A 20052-nucleotide genomic window follows, 5' to 3' on the forward strand; every position below is an offset into this window, starting at 1 on the left:
CGCCTCAAGGCAGATCGACAGCCCGATAGCCGTAGATCCAGTCGAGATCTGCCGCGAGGCTTAGCGGCGGCTTGAGGCCGAGCACAAGATCGCGGCCGATCCGGATCGGCCCTTTCGCATGATAGGCAAACCGGTTGAAGGCGCCGCGCTGGCGAAGCCTCGCAATGCGTGGCGCCCGATGTCTTTCGAATAGCGCCAGCGCTTCCGCCACGGGGCTGTTCGAAAGAAACGTGGCGAGTTCGTAGGCGTCTTCGATCGCCATCGCCGCTCCCTGGGCGGCAAAAGGCATCATCGCATGCGCGGCGTCGCCGATCAGAACCGTCTTTCGGCCGTCCTGCCAGGAGCCTGCGGTGGTTTCGAACAGCGGCCAGAACGTCAGCTTCCTATTTCTGTCGAGCAGCGAGACGATCGCGGTGTTCCAGCCGGAAAGGCGCGCCCGCAGCTGCGCCCGCTGCTCGGCCGTCGCTTCGCTTTGCCAGGCCTGCGGCGCGATATTGCCGGCGGTGATCGCCACCATGTTGAAGCTGCCGCTTTCCCTCAGCGGATAGCAGACGAGATGCACCGAACCGCCGAGAAAAGCCGAAACGCTTGCCCGGTCGAGGAAAGCGGGCGCCTCCGTTTCGGCAATCGTAAAACGGTAGGCGATATTGCCGGAAAAGCGCGGCGAGGGGCTGCCCGGCACGGATTGCCGAAGCTTCGACCAGACGCCGTCGGCGCCGATGACGACATCGGCCGCCCGTTCGAAAAGCGGTAGGGTCGAGTCCATCCGCACGCCGAGGCGAAGCCGGCAGGCCGGATCGGCCGCAACCGCAGCCAAAAGGGCTTTCTGCAATGTGGTGCGGTGCAGGACGCCATAGGGAGCTCCCCAGCGTTCTCGCGCGAATTTGCCGGCCGGCACCGCCGCGAGCTGGCGGAGCGACCCACCCGATATCAGCCGGATCGCGTCCGGCTCGAGCCAGACCTTTGACAGGCCTTCAAGGATACCGAGTTCGGCAAGGATGCGGGAGGCGTTCGGCGAAACCTGCAATCCGGCGCCGATGTCGGTGAGTTCGCCCGCCTGCTCGAAGATCTCCGAGCTGATACCCCGGCGCGAAAGCGCAAGGGCAGCGGTCAGCCCTGATATCCCGGCCCCGATGATGGCGGCATGTTCGATCGGCATTGTCCGTCCGGTCCGGATCTGGACCGACTACGCCGCCTTCACGTGGAAAACGCAACCGGCCGGATTGGTCTGGCTGGGCTTGAGCGCGGAATTGAAACGATAGAGCGTCGAGCAGTAGGAACAGACCTTCTCGTTGTCGTCGCCCATGTCGATGAAGATATGCGGATGATCGAAGGGAGCCGAAGCGCCGGTGCACATGAATTCCTTGACGCCGACTTCGATAACGCGGTGACCGCCGTCGTTCTGGAAGTGGGGAATGTTGTGGCCGGCCATGTCGCTCTCCGAATGCTTTGCAATGTGCCCGAACCTTATAAGCCTTCGCCGCAAATGTGTAGAGCCAAAGCGCCGCGCCAGGCACAGTTTTTAGCCATAGTTTTGGCTTCACGCCGAGAGGCGGCTCGATTATGGTCGCGCCAAAAAGGCCCGGAAGATAGATGCGATGAACCTGAATACGCCCACATTTTCGAGCTTCACCCATGACGGATTGCAGCTCGCCTTCTTCGATGAGGGCGATCCGGCCGGCGTCCCCGTGTTGTTGATCCACGGCTTTGCCTCGACCGCAAACGTCAATTGGGTGCATCCTGGCTGGCTGAAGACGCTCGGCGATGCCGGCTACCGGGTGATTGCCATCGACAATCGCGGCCACGGCGCAAGCGACAAGCCGCACGATGCCGAAGCCTATCGTCCATGGGTCATGGCCGGCGATGCGATCGCCTTGCTCGATCATCTCGGCATCCCGGAAGCCAATGTTATGGGCTATTCGATGGGCGCGCGCATTTCCGTCTTCGCCGCGCTTGCCAATCCGCATCGCGTCCATTCGCTGGTGCTCGGCGGCCTCGGCATCGGCATGACCGACGGCGTCGGCGACTGGGACCCGATTGCCGATGCGCTGCTGGCTCCTTCGCTCGATGCGGTGACGCATGCCCGCGGCCGCATGTTCCGCGCCTTCGCCGAGCAGACGAAGAGCGACCGCATCGCCCTTGCCGACTGCATCCGCGGCTCGCGCGATCTGGTCGCCCGCTCCGATATGGCCAAGCTCGACATGCCGACGCTGATCGGCGTCGGCACCAAGGATGATATCGCCGGCTCGCCGCAGGAGTTGGCGGCGCTGATGCAAAATGCCGAAGCGCTCGATATTCCGGGCCGCGATCATATGCTCGCCGTCGGCGACAGGGTTTTCAAGCAGGCGGTGCTGGCCTTCTACGCAAGGGTCGCCCATCGCTGACAATATCGTGATGCCGAAAAATCATGCTAAAAAACCATAGCGACGGCACCCATTTATGTTATTGGCGTTTTCCTCTATATATTGGCATTCCGAAAACGGCATTCCTTCCGGCAATGAGGAGAGCGGCGATGGTCGCAAAGACTGACATCCGTGCTTTTGACACAGGCCATCCGGTGAAGGTGATGGATCCCATCTGGGACAGTCTGCGCGAGGAAGCCCGGGTCGCCGCCGAACGGGACCCGGTTCTCGCCGCCTTCCTCTATTCGACCGTGATCAACTACCATTCGCTCGAGGAATGCGTCATCCACCGCATCTGCGAACGTCTCGATCACCCCGACATGCAGGCGAACCTGCTTCGCCAGACCTTCGAAGAAATGCTCCTCGACTGGCCGGACTGGAGCTCTATCCTGCGCGTCGATATCCAGGCGATCTACGACCGCGACCCCGCCTGCCTGCGCTTCATGGAGGCGGTGCTTTATTTCAAGGGCTTCCACGCGCTGCAGACACATCGTCTCGCCCATTGGCTGCTGAACCGCGGCCGGCGTGATTTTGCGCTCTATCTGCAGAGCCGCTCCTCCAGCGTCTTCCAGACCGACATCAATCCGGCCGCCCGTATCGGCAAAGGCATCTTCCTCGATCACGCCACCGGCCTCGTCGTCGGCGAGACGGCCGTCATCGGCGACAACGTTTCGATCCTGCACGGCGTCACACTCGGCGGCACCGGCAAGGAGGGCGCCGACCGCCATCCGAAGATCGGCTCCGGCGTCATGATCGGCGCCGGCGCCAAGATCCTCGGCAATATCGAGATCGGCTACTGCTCACGCGTCGCCGCCGGCTCCGTCGTATTGAAGGCTGTGCCGCCCAAGAAGACGGTGGCGGGCGTGCCGGCCAAGGTCGTCGGCGAGGCCGGTTGTTCCGAGCCGTCGCGCAACATGGACCAGGTGATCGGCGCCGATATCTGAGCGCCCATTGGAAACAAGGATAGGGATCCGAGCGGGGAGGGCCATGAGCAAACGGCAACCTTGCCTTTACACCGCTGCATTTCCTGTGCAAGAAGCGGCCAATCAAGACCGCTTACGGAGATGACAGAGTGAAGCCAGAAGAAATCAAGAAGCTCGACGCCTATTTCAAGCGCATGTTCAACCCGCAGATGATCGTCAAGGCGCGTCCGCGCAAGGATGATTCTGCGGAAGTCTATCTCGGCGAAGAATTTCTGGGTGTCGTCTATATCGATGACGAGGACGGCGACCGCTCCTACAACTTTTCGATGGCGATCCTCGACGTCGATCTCTGATCGCGCTCGAAAGCTTCAAAGGGACCGAACGGCGCGATCCGTTCGGTCTTTTTTTGTTTTTTCGATTCGCAGCAGGATTTTCTTTGAAGCTTCCGGTTGCGGCATTCTGATATATTTTAGCAAAATCAATTAAAGACGTACGTGCCCCGGCGCGCCGGCTTTGTTTTATTATTGTCATGCAACCATTGGATGTTTTGCAATGCACAAGACTACTTGACTATTTGTGCATTGCGGCTACCCTGCCGCCACCAACAGCCCAACGGAGGATGGCTCATGTTCAACTTTGACGATGCTAACAAGAAGAGCAAGGAAGCCGTCGACACGGCCCTGAAAACCTATTCCGACACGACCAAGGGCTTTCAGGCGATCGCCGCTGAAGCTACTGAATATTCGAAGAAATCCTTTCAGGACGCGGTGACGCATTTCGAAACGCTGGCCGGCGTCAAGAGCTTCGAGGCCGCTTTCGAACTGCAGACGAACTACGTCAAGGCGTATTTTGAAGGCGTTGTCTCCGAGACGACGAAGCTCAGTGAGATGTATGCCGATCTCGCCAAATCAGCCTATAAGCCCTATGAAGCGCCCACCGCCGCTGCCGTCGTCAAGACCGCCAAGTCGGCGCCGTCGGCAACGCCTGCTGCCGCATGAACTGATTTTGACGGCGCAACCTGCGCTACATATTGAAAAACGAGGACCGGCTACGCATCTGTGGCCGGTCTTTTTGTTTCCGCTTTCGCTGCAGCGCCCGTATGGGATCGACCAGGGACTTTTTTGGTCTTTCCCGTGCATGCCGGCCATTTCTTGATTGCAGTGCCTGACAGGGGGCTTAAAATCAGCCTATTATGAACTAAGTTAGTGTTTCAGATATTCGGCGGGAAAAGCACCCTCCCATGCTCCGCCGGATTGCTTGAGGAATGAATGACAATGATCGCAAAGCCGATCCGGATGCAGAACGACAGCGAAAGGAACGGGGACAACGCAAATCGAACCTCGGTCATCACACGCACCAAGCCGAAGACCAAGAAGCCCAACCTCTATCGTGTGCTGCTTTTGAATGACGACTACACTCCCATGGAATTCGTCATCCATATTCTGGAGCGTTTTTTTCAGAAGGATCGTGAAAGTGCCACCCGCATCATGCTCCATGTCCATAACCACGGCGTCGGCGAATGCGGAATATTCACATACGAGGTAGCGGAAACGAAGGTCAGCCAGGTGATGGACTTCGCCCGGCAGCACCAGCATCCGCTGCAATGCGTCATGGAAAAGAAGTGAGGAACTGAACGTGCCAACATTTTCGCCTAGTTTAGAGAAGGCGCTCCATCAGGCACTGACCTTTGCCAACGAGCGGCACCACGAATATGCAACGCTCGAGCATCTGCTGCTCGCCCTGATCGACGATGCCGATGCGGCCGCGGTCATGGGGGCCTGCAATGTCGATCTTGACACCTTGCGCAAGACGCTCGTCGAATATGTCGATAACGAACTTTCCAACCTGATCACCGGTTATGACGAGGATTCGAAGCCGACCTCCGGCTTCCAGCGCGTCATCCAGCGTGCCGTCATCCACGTGCAATCATCCGGCCGCGAGGAGGTGACCGGTGCCAACGTGCTCGTCGCGATCTTCGCCGAGCGCGAAAGCCACGCCGCTTATTTCCTGCAGGAGCAGGAGATGACCCGCTACGATGCCGTCAACTATATCTCCCACGGCATCGGCAAGCGGCCGGGCGCTTCGGATGTGCGTCCCCCTCGTGGTGCTGAGGACGAAGCCGAAAGCAGCAAGCCGACGGCGCGCGGCGGCGAGGAAGAAGGCGGCCCGAAGAAGCAGCAGGATGCGCTCAAGGCCTATTGCGTCAATCTCAACGAGAAGGCCAAGGGCGGCAAGATCGATCCGCTGATCGGCCGTCACGCCGAGGTCAGCCGCACGATCCAGATCCTTTGCCGCCGTTCGAAGAACAATCCGCTCTATGTCGGTGATCCCGGCGTCGGCAAAACGGCGATCGCCGAAGGCCTTGCCAAGCGCATCGTCGAAGGCAAGGTTCCCGAAGCGCTCGCCGATGCGACGATCTTCTCGCTCGACATGGGCACGCTCTTGGCAGGCACGCGCTACCGCGGCGACTTCGAAGAGCGGCTGAAACAGGTCGTCAAGGAACTGGAAGAATATCCGGGCGCCGTGCTCTTCATCGACGAGATCCACACGGTGATCGGCGCCGGCGCCACTTCGGGCGGCGCGATGGATGCATCGAACCTGCTGAAGCCGGCCTTGTCATCGGGCGCGATTCGCTGCATCGGTTCGACCACCTACAAGGAATACCGCCAGTTCTTCGAGAAGGACCGGGCGCTGGTCCGCCGCTTCCAGAAGATCGACGTCAGCGAACCGTCGATCGACGATGCGATCGAGATCATGAAGGGCCTGAAGCCCTATTTTGAAGAGTATCACCACCTGCGTTATTCGAACGATGCCATCAAGTCGGCCGTCGAATTGTCGGCCCGTTACATCTCCGACCGCAAGCTGCCCGACAAGGCGATCGACGTGATCGACGAAACCGGTGCCGCCCAGATGCTGCTGCCGCCGTCGAAGCGCCGCAAGCTGATCACCGAAAAGGAGATCGAGGCAACGGTCGCCACGATGGCGCGCATTCCGCCGAAGACCGTCTCCAAGGACGACGAAGCTGTGCTCGCCAATCTCGAGCAGGAACTGCGTTCGGTGGTCTACGGCCAGGATATCGCGATCGAAGCCCTTTCGACCTCGATCAAGCTGGCACGTGCCGGTCTTCGCGAGCCGAACAAGCCGATCGGCGCCTATGTCTTCTCCGGTCCGACCGGCGTCGGCAAGACCGAGGTGGCAAAGCAGCTGGCATCGTCGCTCGGCGTCGAACTGCTGCGCTTCGACATGTCGGAATATATGGAGCGGCACACCGTTTCGCGTCTGCTCGGTGCACCTCCCGGCTATGTCGGCTTCGACCAGGGCGGTCTTCTGACTGATGGTGTCGACCAGCACCCGCATTGCGTGGTCCTGCTCGACGAAATCGAGAAGGCGCATCCCGACATCTACAATATCCTCTTGCAGGTCATGGACCACGGCACGCTGACCGACCATAACGGCAAGAAGATCGACTTCCGCAACGTCATTCTGATCATGACGACCAATGCGGGTGCGTCGGAAATGGCCAAGGCGGCGATCGGCTTCGGCTCGTCCAAGCGCACCGGCGAGGACGAGGAGGCGCTGACCCGTCTGTTCACGCCGGAATTCCGCAACCGCCTCGACGCGATCATTCCTTTCGCGGCGTTGCCGACGGCCGTCATCCACAAGGTCGTACAGAAGTTCATCATGCAGCTGGAGGCCCAGCTTTCCGAAAGGAACGTCACCTTCGACCTGCACGAGGATGCGATCGCCTGGCTGGCGGAAAAGGGTTACGACGAGAAGATGGGCGCCCGCCCGCTTGCTCGCGTCATTCAGGATACGATCAAGAAGCCGCTTGCCAACGAGATCCTCTTCGGCAAGCTGAAGAAGGGCGGCGTCGTCAATGTCACCGTCGGCCCGAAGGAAGACGGCAAGCCCGGCATCGTGCTCGAAGCCATCTCGGAAACGGCGCCGATCAAGCCGAAGCCCGAAGCCGAGGTCGTGCATCCTGAAGCCGAGGATGGGGATGACGGCGAGCTGAAGACGAAGGCAGCCCGCAAGACACGCGCCAAGGCGATACCGCAGGCCGAGCCTGAGGTCCGCGACGCCCCGAAGAAGGGAAGCGCGGTTCCGAAGGTTCCACGCAAGAAGTAAGATGCCGTCACCGAATTGAAAAAGGCCGCGTCACTGCGGCCTTTTTCGTGTCCGGATCTACATGCGCCTTTTCAGAGCCTGGTGTAGTCGATCTCGAGAAAGTCGGCGACCTCGGGCACCCAGCGGTCGCGCACGAAGGCAACGTGCAGCGGATGGAGGTTGTACGTGTCGTAGCCAGCCTGATCGTCGAATTCCATCGAAAAGCCGAAGGTAAAATCATTCTTTGGACTCGTCTGCCGAAGCTGCTCGAAATTCCTCACGCGCGGGATCTTGGCAAGCACCAGCGCGTCAGCGAGGAACGACGTTTCTTCAGCCGAGCCGGCTTCGTGCTTCAGGCGGAACGCGACAGTATGGCGGATCATGATCTTGTTCCAAATAATTGCCTGGATTGAATTCTCTCAAATCGACGGGTGTTGACCTTACGCCAGCGCTGCCCTGATCTTGTCGGCATTGGCGGCCAGCACGGCGCCATCCTCCATCTTGCCGGAATGCGGCTTGAGGGCGGTGCCCTCATGGCGCGGGATGACGTGGAAATGCAGATGGAACACCGTTTGCCCGGCGGCCGGTTCGTTGAATTGGGCGATGAACACACCGTCGGCGTCGAAGACGTCCTTGACCGCCTTGGCGACCTTCTGGACCACGGTGATCGCTTGGGTGAGGGTGGCTGGATCGGCATCGAGAATGTTGCGCGACCCCGCCTTCGGAACGACGAGCACGTGGCCCGGCGCCTGCGGCATCACATCCATGAAGGCGACGGTATACTCGTCCTCGTAGATCCGGTGCGAGGGGATTTCGCCGCGCAGGATCTTGGCGAAGATGTTGTTGTCGTCATAAGCGGCAGGGTTGGTCATCGCGAAAATCTCCTCGTTTCCAGATTATTCGGGTAGCGCGGCCGGTGCGGCGGCGTCAATCCTCCTGCTGGCGCTCGCCCTTGCGGAACGGGCTGTGCTCGGTCAGCAACTCGCTCATCTGTTCGACATCGGCGCGCTCGCGGGCGAGATAGTCGCCGATCGCCCGGCGAAGGCCGGCATGCGCGACATAATGGGCGGAATGCGTCGTCACCGGCAGGTAACCGCGGGCGAGCTTGTGTTCGCCCTGCGCTCCAGCCTCGACCCTTTTCAGCCCTTTCGAAAGGGCGAAGTCGATCGCCTGGTGATAGCAGACCTCGAAATGCAGGAAGGGATGATCCTCGATGCAGCCCCAGTGACGGCCGTAGAGCGTATCGCCGCCGATGAAATTGATCGCGCCGGCGATATAGCGCCCGTCGTGTTTGGCCATGACGAGCAGGATATCGTCGGCCATGCGTTCGCCGATCAGCGAATAGAACTTACGGGTGAGGTAGGGCCGGCCCCACTTGCGCCCGCCGGTATCCATGTAAAACTTGAAGAACTGGTCCCAGATGCGTTCCGTCAGGTCGCGGCCGGTCAGCCAGTCGATGCTGATACCGTTTTCGAGGGCGGCGCGGCGCTCCTTGCGCAACGCCTTGCGTTTGCGCGAGGCAAGCGTTTCGAGAAAATCCTCGTGATTGGCATAGCCGTCATTGATGAAATGGAACTGCTGGTCGGTGCGGTGCAGATAGCCGTCCATCTCGAAGACGCCGATCTCTTCGTCCGGCACGAAGGTGATATGGGCCGAGGAGATGCCGAGCCGGCGCACCACCTCCTTCAGGCTTTCGGCGATCGCGCTCTGGATCGGCAGCCGCTGCAGCCCCTCGGCGACAAGAAGCCGCGGGCCTGTCGCCGGGGTGAACGGGATCGAGCACTGAAGTTTGGGATAATAGCGCCCGCCGGCCCGCTCGAATGCGTCGGCCCAGCCATGGTCGAAGACATATTCGCCCTGGCTGTGGTTCTTGAGATAGCCGGGCAGGGCACCGATCAGTTCGCCGCGCCCGGTCTCGAGCAGCAGATGGTGGCCGAGCCATCCGGTCTCGGCGTCGGCGGAGCCGGATTCCTCCAGCGACGATAAAAAGGCGTGCGAAACGAAAGGGTTGTAGGCAATCGCAGCGCAGGTCTTCGACGCCCCGGAAAGCCTGGACCAACTCTCCGGGGAAATCGCGGTAAAGGAGCGTTCTACGCGAATGGATAATTCATCAGTCATGGGACAAATGCGAAGCCTGTGGGAGGATAGTCTCGGCTCTGCCTTACAGCGCCGCGCGTCTTTTTCAGACACGCAAAGGACGCTGTAACACTTTGAGTTGCTGCATAATTTATCCTCAAATGGATCCGATTTAAGGAGTTATGCAGCAGTCTGCGCATGATCTTGGCCAAAAAGCGAGCGTCAAGCAGTCGCACGCGGATCGAAGCCCTCGAAGGTCATCTGGTCTGCATTGGCGAATGTGCGTCGGCGCGCCTCTTCGTCACGCACCGTCCAGGTGATGACGGGAATGCCCTTTTCGCGTTCGCCGGTGATGAAGGCATTCGGCAGGTCGTCATAATAATAAGAGATGAAATCGAGACCGATCTCCATCGCCTTTTCATGCGTCTTGAACTCTTCCGGCGTGTTGCCGTTGGCGGTCAGCCCGAGCGGGTAGGGTGAGCCAAGCGCCTTCAGGTCGCGCAGCAGCCAGTGGTCGAAGCTCATCAGCGCCACCTTGCCCTCATAGCCTTCGAGGACCTCGAGCACAGCTTCGGCGAAACCTTCGTCATCGGCCTCGCGCCCCTTGAGTTCCAGCACCAGTGGCACCTTGCCTTCGACGAGATCGAGAAGCTGGCGCAGCGTCGGCACCTTGTCGCTCGTGCCGCCAACGGCGATCAGTCCGAGTTCCCGGGAGGTGCGCTCGCGGATGTCGCCGTTGAGATTGCACAGGCGCTGCAGGTCCTCGTCGTGAAAGATGACCGGCACGCCGTCGGAGGCGTAATGCAGGTCGCATTCGATCGCAAAGCCCGCTTCGACAGCGCGCGAGAAGGCCGAAAGCGTGTTTTCCCAGACATGCGTGTTGAGGTCGTGATAGCCGCGGTGGGCGACCGGCAGTTCCCTGATCCAGGCAACATTGGTCATTTTGCGATTTCCATGATAGCGTCTATCTCGACGGCGGCATTCAGCGGCAAGGCCGCCATGCCGACGGCGGCACGCGCATGTTTGCCGGCTTCGCCAAGCACGCCGGCAATCAGGTTCGAAGCGCCGTTGATGACGAGATGCTGCTCGACGAAGTCGGGCGCCGAGGCGACGAAGCCGTTGAGCTTGATAACGCGCCGGATGCGGCCGAGATCGCCGCCAAGTGCGGCCTTTGCCTGGGCAAGGATGTTGATGGCGCAGAGTTCGGCGCCGCGCTGGCCCGTTGCAACGTCGACTGTCGTGCCGAGATGGCCCGAGACAGTGACCTTGCCGCCTTCGAGCGGCAACTGGCCGGAGATGTAGAGAAGATTGCCGCTGATGACATAGGGAACGTAATTTGCAGCAGGTGCTGCGGCTTCGGGAAGGGTTATCCCCATCTCAATCAGGCGAGCCGCAATTTCATAGGGCATTTTCGTCTCCGCTTTTGTTGTCAATTCTTCAAAAATTATGCATCAAGACTAGATTCTTCAATATGACAGTTTCGAGCCTCGATTTGGCCGAAAGCGTTCTTATAACATCGCGACCGAGTCCAACAGGAGTTAATGAATGTTCCGATCGAGTCTTGTCGCTCTGCTTCTCGCCAGCGTTTCCGCCAATGCATGGGCGGCTGCGCCCGCGGTTAGCGCTGCGATCGCGACCGGCCTCGTCGCCCATCGCGCGGTCTACGATCTGGAACTGAAGGACGCTTCGGACCGCTCCGGCATCGCCGGCATGTACGGTCGCATGGTCTATGAGTTCGACGGCAGCTACTGCCAGGGCTTCACCACCAACTTCCGCTTCGTGACGCAGATCGAGACCGACGACAGCGTGCGTGTCAGCGACCAGCAGACCAAGACCTTCGAGAACCTGAAGGACGGCAAGTTCACCTTCGACACCAAATCCTTCACCGACGACCAGCTCGATAAGGAGGTCAACGGTGCGGCTCAGGACCAGCCCGATGGTGTCAAGGTCGATCTCAAGCAGCCGGCGAGCCGCGAGCTGCAGCTGTTAGAAAGCCGCTTTCCCACAGAACATATGCTCGATGTGATCCAGCACGCCAAGGACGGCAAGCGCTTCTTCGAGGCGCGCGTCTTCGACGGTTCAGACGACGGCGACAAGTCGCTGGCGACGACGACGATCGTCGGCAAGCAGCAGACGCCGATCGCCGAGGAAGCCGATGCCGGCAATGCCGGCGCCTTTTCCAAGACTGCCTTCTGGCCGGTGACGATCGCCTATTTCAACGAGAATGCGAAATCGGATGCTGTGCCGGTCTACCGCATGTCCTTCAAGCTCTATGAGAACGGCATCACCCGCGACCTGACGATGGATTATGGCGATTTCGTCCTGACCGGCAAGCTTGCCAAGCTGGAATTGCTCGACCGCAAGGCCGAGGTTTGCAAGTAGGCGACGAGATCTCGGCTGTCATAAAACTGTATCATAAAATTCACTATGGTTCGGCAATCAGCGATGACTGAGTCGCCGTCTGTCGTCCTGCTTTTCGGGTCGGTGCGATCCTGGCGGCCAAGCCATTGCGATGACGTCTATCTGCTAGACCGCGTAGCCATTACGCATCGCAAGCTTGAAAGCCCGAACCATGGCCGACACCGATCTCGCGACTGTTCAGAATGCCGCCCTGCCGGTTGTCGTCGCCGATCCGGCGGAAATTGCCCGCATTTCCGATAGCATCAACATCACCGACCGTGCCGGCATCTCGGTCTATGGCGACCGCGCCCAGCAGGCGGTCAGCGACTATGCCGACAGGATCCTGCGCGAAGTCCGCAACAAGGACCTCGGCGATGTCGGCCGCCTGCTGACCGACATCATCCTCAAATCGAAAAGCCTCGATCCGGCATCGTTGAAGGATAAGGGTTTCCTCGGCCGCATGTTTCTCTCGGCCAAGGCCCGGCTCGAACGCTTCAAGGCGGAGTTCGAAGACGTGGCCGGCCAGATCGACCGGATCGGCCTGGAACTCGACCGCCATAAGGATACGCTGAGGCGCGACATTGCGCTGCTCGACGACCTGCATGAGGAAACCAGGCAATCGATCATGCGGCTCGAGGCCTATGTTCAGGCCGGCAAGACTTTCGCCGAGCGTTTTCGTAGCGTCGAGCTGCCGAGGCTGAAGGCGCAAGCCGAGGCGGCAGCGACCGGCCCCGGCGGCGGCATGCTGGAGGCACAGACCTATCAGGACAGCCTGCAGGCGCTCGACCGGCTGGAAAAGCGGGTGTTCTACCTGCAGCAGGCCCGCCAGCTCGGCATCCAGCAATTGCCGCAGATCCGCATCGTTCAGGCGGGAGACGAAACGCTGATCGAGAATCTGCAGGCGACTTCGGCGCTGACGGTGCCGGCCTGGAAGCAGAAGATAGTGATCCTGCTCGGCCTGACGCGGCAGAAATCGGCGCTCGACCTGCAGAAGGCGGTGACCGACGCCACCAACGATATGATCCGCCAGGCGTCCGAAATGATGAAAGACCAGGCGATATCAATCGAGCAGCAGTCGCAGCGCGGCATCGTCGATATCGACACGCTCGCCAAGGCGAACGGGGATCTGATCGACACGATATCAGGCGTGCTGCAGGTTCAGGAGGAGGGGCGCCGGAAGCGGGCGCTTGCCGAACAGCAAATGGAGCAGATGACGATCGAACTCAAGAGGGCGATGACCAAGGCGTGATCGGCAAGATGACGATGCGAGCACTGCTTTCAGGCCTGGCATGCCTTGCCGTTCTGCCTCTTGCCGGCTGCAATCCCTTTGGCCAGGGACCGGATTTCTCGATCGTATCGGGATCGGAGAACACCGTTCTGCAGCCGATCGTCGAAGAATTCTGCAAGCAGAAGAACGCCACCTGCACCTTCAAATATGAAGGCACGCTCGATATCGGCCTGGCGCTGCAGAGTGACCAGGGCGTCGCGCAGGATGCGGTCTGGCCGGCCTCCAGCGTCTGGGTCGACATGTTCGACACCAAGCGCCGCGTCAAGAGCCTCACTTCGATCGCCCAGACGCCGGTGGTCTTGGGCGTGCGCAGGTCGAAGGCCGAGCAGCTCGGCTGGATCGGCAAGGACGTCTTCATGAAGGACATTCTCGCTGCGGTCGAGAGCGGATCGCTGAAATTCCTGATGACCTCGGCGACCCAATCCAATTCCGGCGCCAGCGCCTATCTCGCCATGCTGTCGAGCGCGCTCGCCAACAAGCCGGTGATCGAGCCCGGCGATCTCGACGACAGACACGTCCAGGAGAGCGTCCGGTCGCTGCTGTCAGGTGTCGTGCGCTCTTCCGGCTCTTCCGGCTGGCTTGCCGATCTCTATGTCGAATCCGCCGGCAAGGGCACGATCTATGATGCGATGTGGAATTACGAGGCGGTGCTGAAGGAAACCAACGACAAGCTGGCTGCCCTGTCTCAGGAACCGCTTTACGCGATCTATCCGGCCGATGGTGTGGCCATGGCGGATTCGACTATCGGTTTCGTCGATCATGGCCGCGGGCCGGAAGTCCAGACCTTCTTCAACGATCTGCTCGCCTATCTGAGCTCGGCCCCCGTGCAGCAGCGCATCGCCGATACCGGCCGGCGCATTCCCTTGACCGGCGTTGCCGCAAAGCCGGAGCCAAGCTGGAATTTCGATCCCGCCCGGCTGGTGACGGCGATCCGCATGCCGGAGGCGGGCGTCATCCGCCAGGCGCTCAACCTTTATCAGGCCGCGCTGCGCAAACCGTCCCTGACCGCGCTCTGCCTCGATTTTTCCGGCTCGATGCAGGGTGACGGCGAGGATCAGCTGCAGAAGGCGATGCGTTTCCTGTTGACGCCCGACGAGGCGAGCAAGGTGCTGGTGCAATGGTCGCCCGCCGATCAGATCATCGTCATTCCCTTCGACGGCAGCGTGCGCAACACTTTCATGGCGAGTGGAAATCCGCTGGAGCAGGAGGGGCTGCTGAACGAGATTTCCCGGCAGAAGGCCAATGGCGGCACGAACATGTATGCCTGCGCCGAACGGGCTCTGCAACAGATTGCCCGAACCGACGGGCTCTCGACTTATCTGCCTGCCATCGTCATCATGACCGACGGCAAGTCCGATGATCAAAGCCAGGCCTTCACCAGAGAATGGAAGGCGATGGAGCCGCATGTGCCGATCTTCGGCATCACATTCGGCGATGCCGACAAGACCCAACTCGACAGTCTCGCCAAGCTGACCTCGGCGCGCGTATTCGACGGCGGTTCGGATCTCGCCACCGCCTTCCGCACCGCGCGAGGCTACAATTAGGACAGGCATGCGCAACTGGCTCGGCAATGACGGCAACTGGATCGTGGCGGGACTGGCTGCGGCAATCACCGTGCCGCTCTTGAGCTTTGCCGCCGGCATGCCCTTCTGGATCGCCGCCATCATCGCCCTTCTGGTCTTTGCCGGCCTCGTCATTCTGCTCGCGCCGCGCCGGCTGTTCGAAGGCCTCGATATCAAGAGCATCGGCAGCGGGCGCGTCGCCTTTGCCCGCGACCTGCTAGAGGCCGCCGTTCCCTTTGCACAGAGGCTGGAGACTGCCGCCGACACGATAAGCGATCGTCAGATGGCAGCCGCAGTCCGGCATCTCGCCGAAATTGCCGCCGATGTCTTTCGCAAGGTCGAGGCCAAGCCCGAGAGCGCCAATGCGGTACGGCGGTTCCTCTCCTATTATCTGCCGCGTGCCGCCGAGGTGGCGGAAGGTTTTGCCGTGATCGAGGCCAAGCGCGTTCCAGACCCCAAGCAGTTGGAGGAGGTGCGCGGCGTGCTGGTCAAGCTCGAAGAGGCCTTCGTCCATTATGCCGACAGCCTGGTTGATGAGGAACTCGGCACGCTCGACACCGATCTGCGCCTCATCCAAGCATCGCTCAAAGAGGATATCGGACGCTGATGGCCCTTTCTCGTCGCGCCTTTGGAGTGGGACTGCTCGGAGCCGGCGTCGTCGGCACCGGCGGTTATTTCGCCGTCCGTGATCGGCCGGAATTGCAGGGCCTGCTCGGCAGCCGCACGACGCTGTTCGGCTTCGTCGGCGGCGAGAAGGAGGCCTTCCTGGCCGATCCCGACGTCATCAAGGCGCTCGGCGGATACGGATTGACGGTGGGCAGCCGTGTCGCCGGCTCCGTCGAGATGGTCCGCGAACAGGCGCTGCTGTCGCAGCATCCGCAATTCCTCTGGCCGTCCTCCTCGATCATGGTCGATATCGCCAGGCAGAACGGCATTTCTATCCGCAACGACCGCGTCGTGCTGAACACGCCGATCGTCGTCTATTCCTGGCAGCCCGTCGTCGACGGACTGATGAAAGCGGGATTGGTGACGGTGACGAACGAAGGCCATCATCAGCTCGATCTCAAGGCTTTGCTGGATGCGATTCTGGCCGGATCCGACTGGTCGAAGCTCGGCGTCAATTCGCTCTACGGCCGCGCCCGCATCGTCTCGACCGATCCCAACCGCTCCAATTCCGGCTTCATGTTCGCAGGCCTGGTGCTCAGCCTGTTCAGCGGCAATGTCGCGACATCTGGCGACCTTGCTACGTTTGGCGGCAAGGTGCAGGCGATCTTCCGCAACATGGGCTTCAAGTCGCCGTCCTCAGGCAAACTTTTCGACCAGTATCTCGCAGGCGGCCTCGGCGGCGAGCCGATGATCGTCGGCTATGAGAACCAGTTGGTCGAATGGATCCTTGCCGATCCCGCACGCTGGGAGCGCATCAAGGCGAGTGCCGGCGCAAAGCCGGTGGTGCTCTATCCGCGCCCGACCGTCTATTCAGCGCATCCGCTGATCGTCGTCGACGAGAATGCCAACCGACTGATCGAAGCGCTGGTGAGCCCGAAGCTCCAGGAGCTTGCCTGGACGAGACACGGCTTCCGCGGTCCGCTGGGGACCGCCACCGGCAACGCCGACAGCGCGATCGGCACTCTGCTGCCAGCCGAGGTCGATGCCATCCTGCCGATGCCCGACGCAGGCGTCATGCTGTCGCTGCTGCCGACGCTGGCAAGCTGAGCCGCCAGGTTTTTTCGGCATAAGCCTTGCTTTTGCGCCAAATCGAATGTATGGGCACCGGCATTCCACACGTAAGGCATGGGATCGTCCGGGAGAAATCCGGACTGTTCCGCCCGGTGGCATCCTCGAAGAGGGTGCTGTTCGCCTTGCGGAGGTTCAACCGGAAAAGGAGTAACAAGGCATGGCATTGCCTGATTTTTCTATGCGTCAGCTGCTTGAAGCAGGCGTCCACTTCGGCCACCAGACGCATCGCTGGAACCCGAAGATGAAACCGTACATCTTCGGCGATCGCAACAACATTCACATCATCGATCTGGCCCAGACCGTTCCGATGCTGTCGCGCGCCCTTCAGGTCGTCAGCGACACCGTTGCCCGCGGCGGCCGCGTTCTCTTCGTCGGCACCAAGCGCCAGGCGTCTGAGATCATTGCCGACAGCGCCAAGCGCTCGGCCCAGTACTACGTCAACTCGCGCTGGCTCGGCGGCATGATGACGAACTGGAAGACGATCTCCAACTCGATCCAGCGCCTGCGCAAGCTCGACGAGATCCTGAACGGCGAAGCCCAGGGCTTTACCAAGAAGGAACGCCTGAACCTCGAGCGCGAGCGCGAAAAGCTCGACAAGGCTCTTGGCGGTATCCGCGATATGGGCGGCACGCCCGACCTGATGTTCATCATCGACACCAACAAGGAAAAGATCGCGATCGACGAAGCCAAGCGCCTCGGCATCCCGGTTGTCGCCATCATCGACTCGAACTGCGATCCGGACCTGATCGACTATCCGATCCCGGGTAACGACGACGCATCGCGCGCGATCGCTCTTTACTGCGAGCTGATCTCCCGCGCCGCCATCGACGGCATCGCGCGTCAGCAGGGCTCTTCCGGCCGCGATCTCGGCGCATCCTCCGAAGTTCCGGTCGAACCGGCTCTCGAGGAAGCAGCCGAAGGCTGATGAAGGCGGGCGGATCGAAAAGGTCCGCCAATGCTTGCAGAGACTGGGAAAGGCCGCTCGCGACTCATCGAAGTTCGGCGGCCTTGCCCGTTTCAAGGGGAGGGCGTCAGGCTCTCCGTCCGATAAGTTTCGTTATGACGCGTCTTCATCACGCTGTCATACATACAGGTACATTTCGTGCCTCAATCCGGTGCCGAGCCGCGCTTTGCGGTCCACCGTATGAACCGACAAGAGGAAGCTAATGAGCGAGATTACGGCTGCAATGGTGAAGGAACTGCGCGAAAAGACCGGCGCAGGCATGATGGACTGCAAGAAGGCTCTTGCTGAAACCGCTGGCGACATGGAAGCGGCGATCGACTGGCTGCGTGCCAAGGGCATCGCCAAGGCCGACAAGAAGTCCGGCCGCACCGCTGCCGAAGGCCTTATCGGCGTTTCGAGCCAGGGCACCAAGGCCGTCGTCGTCGAAGTCAATTCCGAAACCGACTTCGTCGCCCGTAACGATGCCTTCCAGGAACTCGTTCGCGGTATCGCCAAGGTTGCCGTCTCGACCGACGGCACCGTCGATGCCGTTGCCGCTGCTAACTACCCGGCATCCGGCAAGTCCGTGTCCGACACGATCAAGGATGCGATCGCAACGATCGGCGAGAACATGAACCTGCGCCGTTCGGTCGCTCTCTCGGTCGAGGACGGCGTCGTCGCCACCTATATCCACAATGCTGTTTCCGACGGCCTCGGCAAGCTCGGCGTTCTCGTTGCGCTGAAGTCGACCGGCGACAAGGAAGCCCTGAACGCCATCGGCCGCCAGGTCGCCATGCACATCGCCGCGACCGCGCCGCTGGCGATCCGCCCGGAAGAAGTCGATGCCGCCGTCGCCGAGCGCGAGCGCAACGTCTTCATCGAACAGTCGCGCGCCTCCGGCAAGCCGGACAACATCATCGAAAAGATGGTCGAAGGCCGCATGCGCAAGTTCTTCGAGGAAGTCGCCCTTCTCTCGCAGGCTTTCGTCATCAATCCGGATCTGACGGTCGCAGCCGCCATCAAGGAAGCTGAAAAGGCCGTCGGCGCGCCGATCGAGGTTGCCGGCATGGCCCGTCTGCTGCTCGGCGAAGGCGTCGAGAAGGAAGAAACCGACTTCGCGGCCGAAGTCGCGGCTGCCGTCAAGGGTTGATCTTCCAGCCATAATTGGGAAAACACGAAGGGCATCGCGTGACAACGCGGTGCCCTTCGTGTATCGGGCATTCACGGCAATTTACGAGGAGCCAAGATGTCTTTAGAGCCTGTCTATAAACGTGTTCTACTCAAGGCTTCCGGCGAAGCGCTCATGGGTGGCCAGGGTTTCGGGATCGATGTGACGGTGGCGGACCGCATTGCATCCGATATCGCCGAGGCACGGCATATGGGCGTGGAAGTCGGCGTCGTCGTCGGTGGCGGCAATATCTTCCGCGGTGTCGCGGTAGCGTCCAAGGGCGGCGACCGGGTGACCGGCGACCATATGGGCATGCTCGGCACCATCATCAACGCGCTGGCGCTGGCGACCTCGCTGCGCAAGCTGAACATCGATACGGTGGTGCTTTCGGCCATCTCCATGCCCGAGATCTGCGAGAGCTTTTCGCAGCGCGCAACCCTTTATCATCTGTCGATGGGACGTGTGGTGATCTTTGCCGGCGGCACCGGCAACCCCTTTTTCACCACCGATTCCGCCGCAGCACTCCGCGCCGCCGAAATGGGTGCGGAAGCGATCTTCAAGGGCACCCAGGTGGACGGCATCTATACCGCCGACCCGAAGAAATATCCCGATGCGACCCGCCTCGACCGGCTGACGCACCAGGAAGTGCTGGACAGGGGGCTTGCGGTGATGGACGTTGCCGCCGTAGCGCTCGCCAGGGAGAATTCCATTCCGATCATCGTCTTCTCGATCCACGAGAAGGGTGGTTTTGCTGAAATCTTGACGGGCGGTGGTCTCAAGACCATCGTCTCCGACAACTGATATAAGCTGCGCCGCGGTTTCGGCGCAGCCCTCGCCAGACGGGAGCATCCATATGAGTGAAGGTATCGACATCAAGGAACTGAAGCGCCGCATGGACGGCGCGATTTCCGCATTCAAGAGCGACATCGCATCGCTGCGCACCGGCCGTGCTTCGGCCAACATCCTCGACCCGGTGACGATCGAGGCCTATGGTTCGCGCATGCCGCTGAACCAGGTTGCCAACATCACCGTGCCCGAGCCGCGCATGCTGTCGGTTTCCGTCTGGGACAAGTCGATGGTCAGCGCCGTCGAGCGCGGCATTCGCGAATCCAATCTCGGCCTCAACCCGATCGTCGATGGCCAGAACCTGCGCATTCCGCTGCCGGAGCTGAACGAGGAGCGCCGCAAGTCGCTCGTCAAGGTGGCGCACGACTATGCCGAAAAGAGCAAGGTGGCGATTCGCCATGTTCGCCGCGACGGCATGGACGGCCTTAAGAAAGCCGAAAAAGACGGCGTCATCGGCCAGGACGAGAGCCGGGCGCAGTCGGAACGTGTACAGAAGATGACGGACGAGACGATTTCCGAAATCGACCGCTTGCTTGGCGAGAAGGAAAAGGAAATCATGCAGGTCTAGTGGATCTGTGCCTTTGCCTGGAAAGACCGGAC

Annotated in this window: 22 protein-coding genes; 15 read left to right on the plus strand and 7 right to left on the minus strand. The window is 60.8% G+C overall.

Annotated features, from left to right (window positions below; genetic code table 11):
• Positions 1-4: 4 nt before the first annotated feature.
• Entirely contained in the window at positions 5-1159 is a 1155-nt protein-coding gene (locus tag GFM02_RS14665; protein ID WP_168322003.1) for an FAD-dependent monooxygenase, read from the minus strand.
• A gap of 27 nt (positions 1160-1186) precedes the next feature.
• Entirely contained in the window at positions 1187-1432 is a 246-nt protein-coding gene (locus GFM02_RS14670; protein ID WP_003539274.1) for a zinc-finger domain-containing protein, read from the minus strand.
• A 166-nt stretch (positions 1433-1598) separates the two neighbouring features.
• Here GFM02_RS14670 and GFM02_RS14675 point away from each other — a divergent pair, with 166 nt between their 5' ends.
• From GFM02_RS14675 to clpA, 6 genes are all read left to right on the plus strand, one after another.
• Complete coding sequence (locus tag GFM02_RS14675) at positions 1599-2384, plus strand: alpha/beta fold hydrolase (RefSeq protein WP_168322004.1); 786 nt, start codon at positions 1599-1601, stop codon at positions 2382-2384.
• A 128-nt stretch (positions 2385-2512) separates the two neighbouring features.
• Positions 2513-3346 (plus strand): serine O-acetyltransferase, encoded by an 834-nt coding sequence (cysE, locus tag GFM02_RS14680; protein WP_020049760.1) that lies wholly within the window; start codon positions 2513-2515, stop codon positions 3344-3346.
• Between the two features lie 128 nt (positions 3347-3474).
• Positions 3475-3678 carry a DUF3126 family protein gene (locus tag GFM02_RS35465; RefSeq protein ID WP_003539277.1) on the plus strand — a complete coding sequence of 68 codons (204 nt, stop codon included), beginning with the start codon at positions 3475-3477 and terminating at the stop codon, positions 3676-3678.
• Positions 3679-3951: 273 nt separating this feature from the next.
• Positions 3952-4323 (plus strand): phasin family protein, encoded by a 372-nt coding sequence (locus GFM02_RS14690; RefSeq protein WP_020049761.1) that lies wholly within the window; start codon positions 3952-3954, stop codon positions 4321-4323.
• Positions 4324-4599: 276 nt separating this feature from the next.
• Positions 4600-4950: an ATP-dependent Clp protease adapter ClpS gene (clpS, locus tag GFM02_RS14695; RefSeq protein ID WP_017988219.1), complete on the plus strand. Its 351-nt coding sequence runs from the start codon at positions 4600-4602 to the stop codon at positions 4948-4950.
• Between the two features lie 10 nt (positions 4951-4960).
• On the plus strand, positions 4961-7453 hold the full coding sequence (clpA, locus tag GFM02_RS14700) for an ATP-dependent Clp protease ATP-binding subunit ClpA (protein ID WP_168270857.1): 2493 nt from the start codon (positions 4961-4963) through the stop codon (positions 7451-7453).
• Positions 7454-7524: 71 nt separating this feature from the next.
• Here the strand turns inward: clpA and GFM02_RS14705 are convergent, their stop codons facing one another.
• The 5 genes from GFM02_RS14705 to GFM02_RS14725 form a co-directional block, all read right to left on the minus strand.
• Positions 7525-7815, minus strand: a complete 291-nt coding sequence (locus GFM02_RS14705) for a Dabb family protein (protein ID WP_168270858.1) — start codon at positions 7813-7815, stop codon at positions 7525-7527.
• Between the two features lie 57 nt (positions 7816-7872).
• Complete coding sequence (locus GFM02_RS14710) at positions 7873-8304, minus strand: HIT family protein (protein ID WP_020049766.1); 432 nt, start codon at positions 8302-8304, stop codon at positions 7873-7875.
• A 55-nt stretch (positions 8305-8359) separates the two neighbouring features.
• A complete protein-coding gene (locus GFM02_RS14715) occupies positions 8360-9550 on the minus strand; it encodes a GNAT family N-acetyltransferase (RefSeq protein WP_168322005.1) in 1191 nt (396 codons plus the stop codon).
• 180 nt (positions 9551-9730) lie between these two features.
• Positions 9731-10450 (minus strand): glycerophosphodiester phosphodiesterase, encoded by a 720-nt coding sequence (locus GFM02_RS14720; protein WP_077981116.1) that lies wholly within the window; start codon positions 10448-10450, stop codon positions 9731-9733.
• Complete coding sequence (locus GFM02_RS14725; RefSeq protein ID WP_168322006.1) at positions 10447-10917, minus strand: RidA family protein; 471 nt, start codon at positions 10915-10917, stop codon at positions 10447-10449. The genes GFM02_RS14720 and GFM02_RS14725 overlap by 4 nt, the downstream gene beginning before the upstream one ends.
• 136 nt (positions 10918-11053) lie before the next feature.
• Here GFM02_RS14725 and GFM02_RS14730 point away from each other — a divergent pair, with 136 nt between their 5' ends.
• The 9 genes from GFM02_RS14730 (at position 11054) to frr (ending at position 20020) form a co-directional block, all read left to right on the plus strand.
• On the plus strand, positions 11054-11890 hold the full coding sequence (locus tag GFM02_RS14730) for a cell envelope integrity EipB family protein (RefSeq protein ID WP_131663936.1): 837 nt from the start codon (positions 11054-11056) through the stop codon (positions 11888-11890).
• Between the two features lie 190 nt (positions 11891-12080).
• Positions 12081-13157, plus strand: a complete 1077-nt coding sequence (locus tag GFM02_RS14735; protein WP_168322007.1) for a toxic anion resistance protein — start codon at positions 12081-12083, stop codon at positions 13155-13157.
• A 14-nt stretch (positions 13158-13171) separates the two neighbouring features.
• The gene (locus tag GFM02_RS14740) at positions 13172-14740 is read left to right on the plus strand and encodes a substrate-binding domain-containing protein (RefSeq protein WP_168322124.1); all 1569 of its coding nucleotides are present in this window, start codon (positions 13172-13174) and stop codon (positions 14738-14740) included.
• Positions 14741-14747: 7 nt separating this feature from the next.
• Positions 14748-15365: a 5-bromo-4-chloroindolyl phosphate hydrolysis family protein gene (locus GFM02_RS14745; RefSeq protein WP_017960276.1), complete on the plus strand. Its 618-nt coding sequence runs from the start codon at positions 14748-14750 to the stop codon at positions 15363-15365.
• On the plus strand, positions 15365-16471 hold the full coding sequence (locus GFM02_RS14750; RefSeq protein ID WP_131629408.1) for a substrate-binding domain-containing protein: 1107 nt from the start codon (positions 15365-15367) through the stop codon (positions 16469-16471). Before GFM02_RS14745 ends, GFM02_RS14750 begins: the two co-directional genes overlap by 1 nt.
• Before the next feature lie 181 nt (positions 16472-16652).
• On the plus strand, positions 16653-17420 hold the full coding sequence (gene rpsB / locus GFM02_RS14755; protein WP_003539287.1) for a 30S ribosomal protein S2: 768 nt from the start codon (positions 16653-16655) through the stop codon (positions 17418-17420).
• 241 nt (positions 17421-17661) lie between these two features.
• Entirely contained in the window at positions 17662-18588 is a 927-nt protein-coding gene (gene tsf / locus GFM02_RS14760) for a translation elongation factor Ts (RefSeq protein WP_020049775.1), read from the plus strand.
• A 96-nt stretch (positions 18589-18684) separates the two neighbouring features.
• Positions 18685-19407: a UMP kinase gene (gene pyrH, locus GFM02_RS14765; RefSeq protein WP_003539289.1), complete on the plus strand. Its 723-nt coding sequence runs from the start codon at positions 18685-18687 to the stop codon at positions 19405-19407.
• Positions 19408-19459: 52 nt separating this feature from the next.
• Positions 19460-20020, plus strand: coding sequence for a ribosome recycling factor (gene frr / locus GFM02_RS14770; protein ID WP_018241888.1), 561 nt, complete (start codon positions 19460-19462; stop codon positions 20018-20020).
• Positions 20021-20052: the final 32 nt, after the last annotated feature.

The organism is Rhizobium leguminosarum bv. viciae (genome assembly GCF_012276115.1).
Taxonomy (GTDB): domain Bacteria; phylum Pseudomonadota; class Alphaproteobacteria; order Rhizobiales; family Rhizobiaceae; genus Rhizobium; species Rhizobium leguminosarum_T.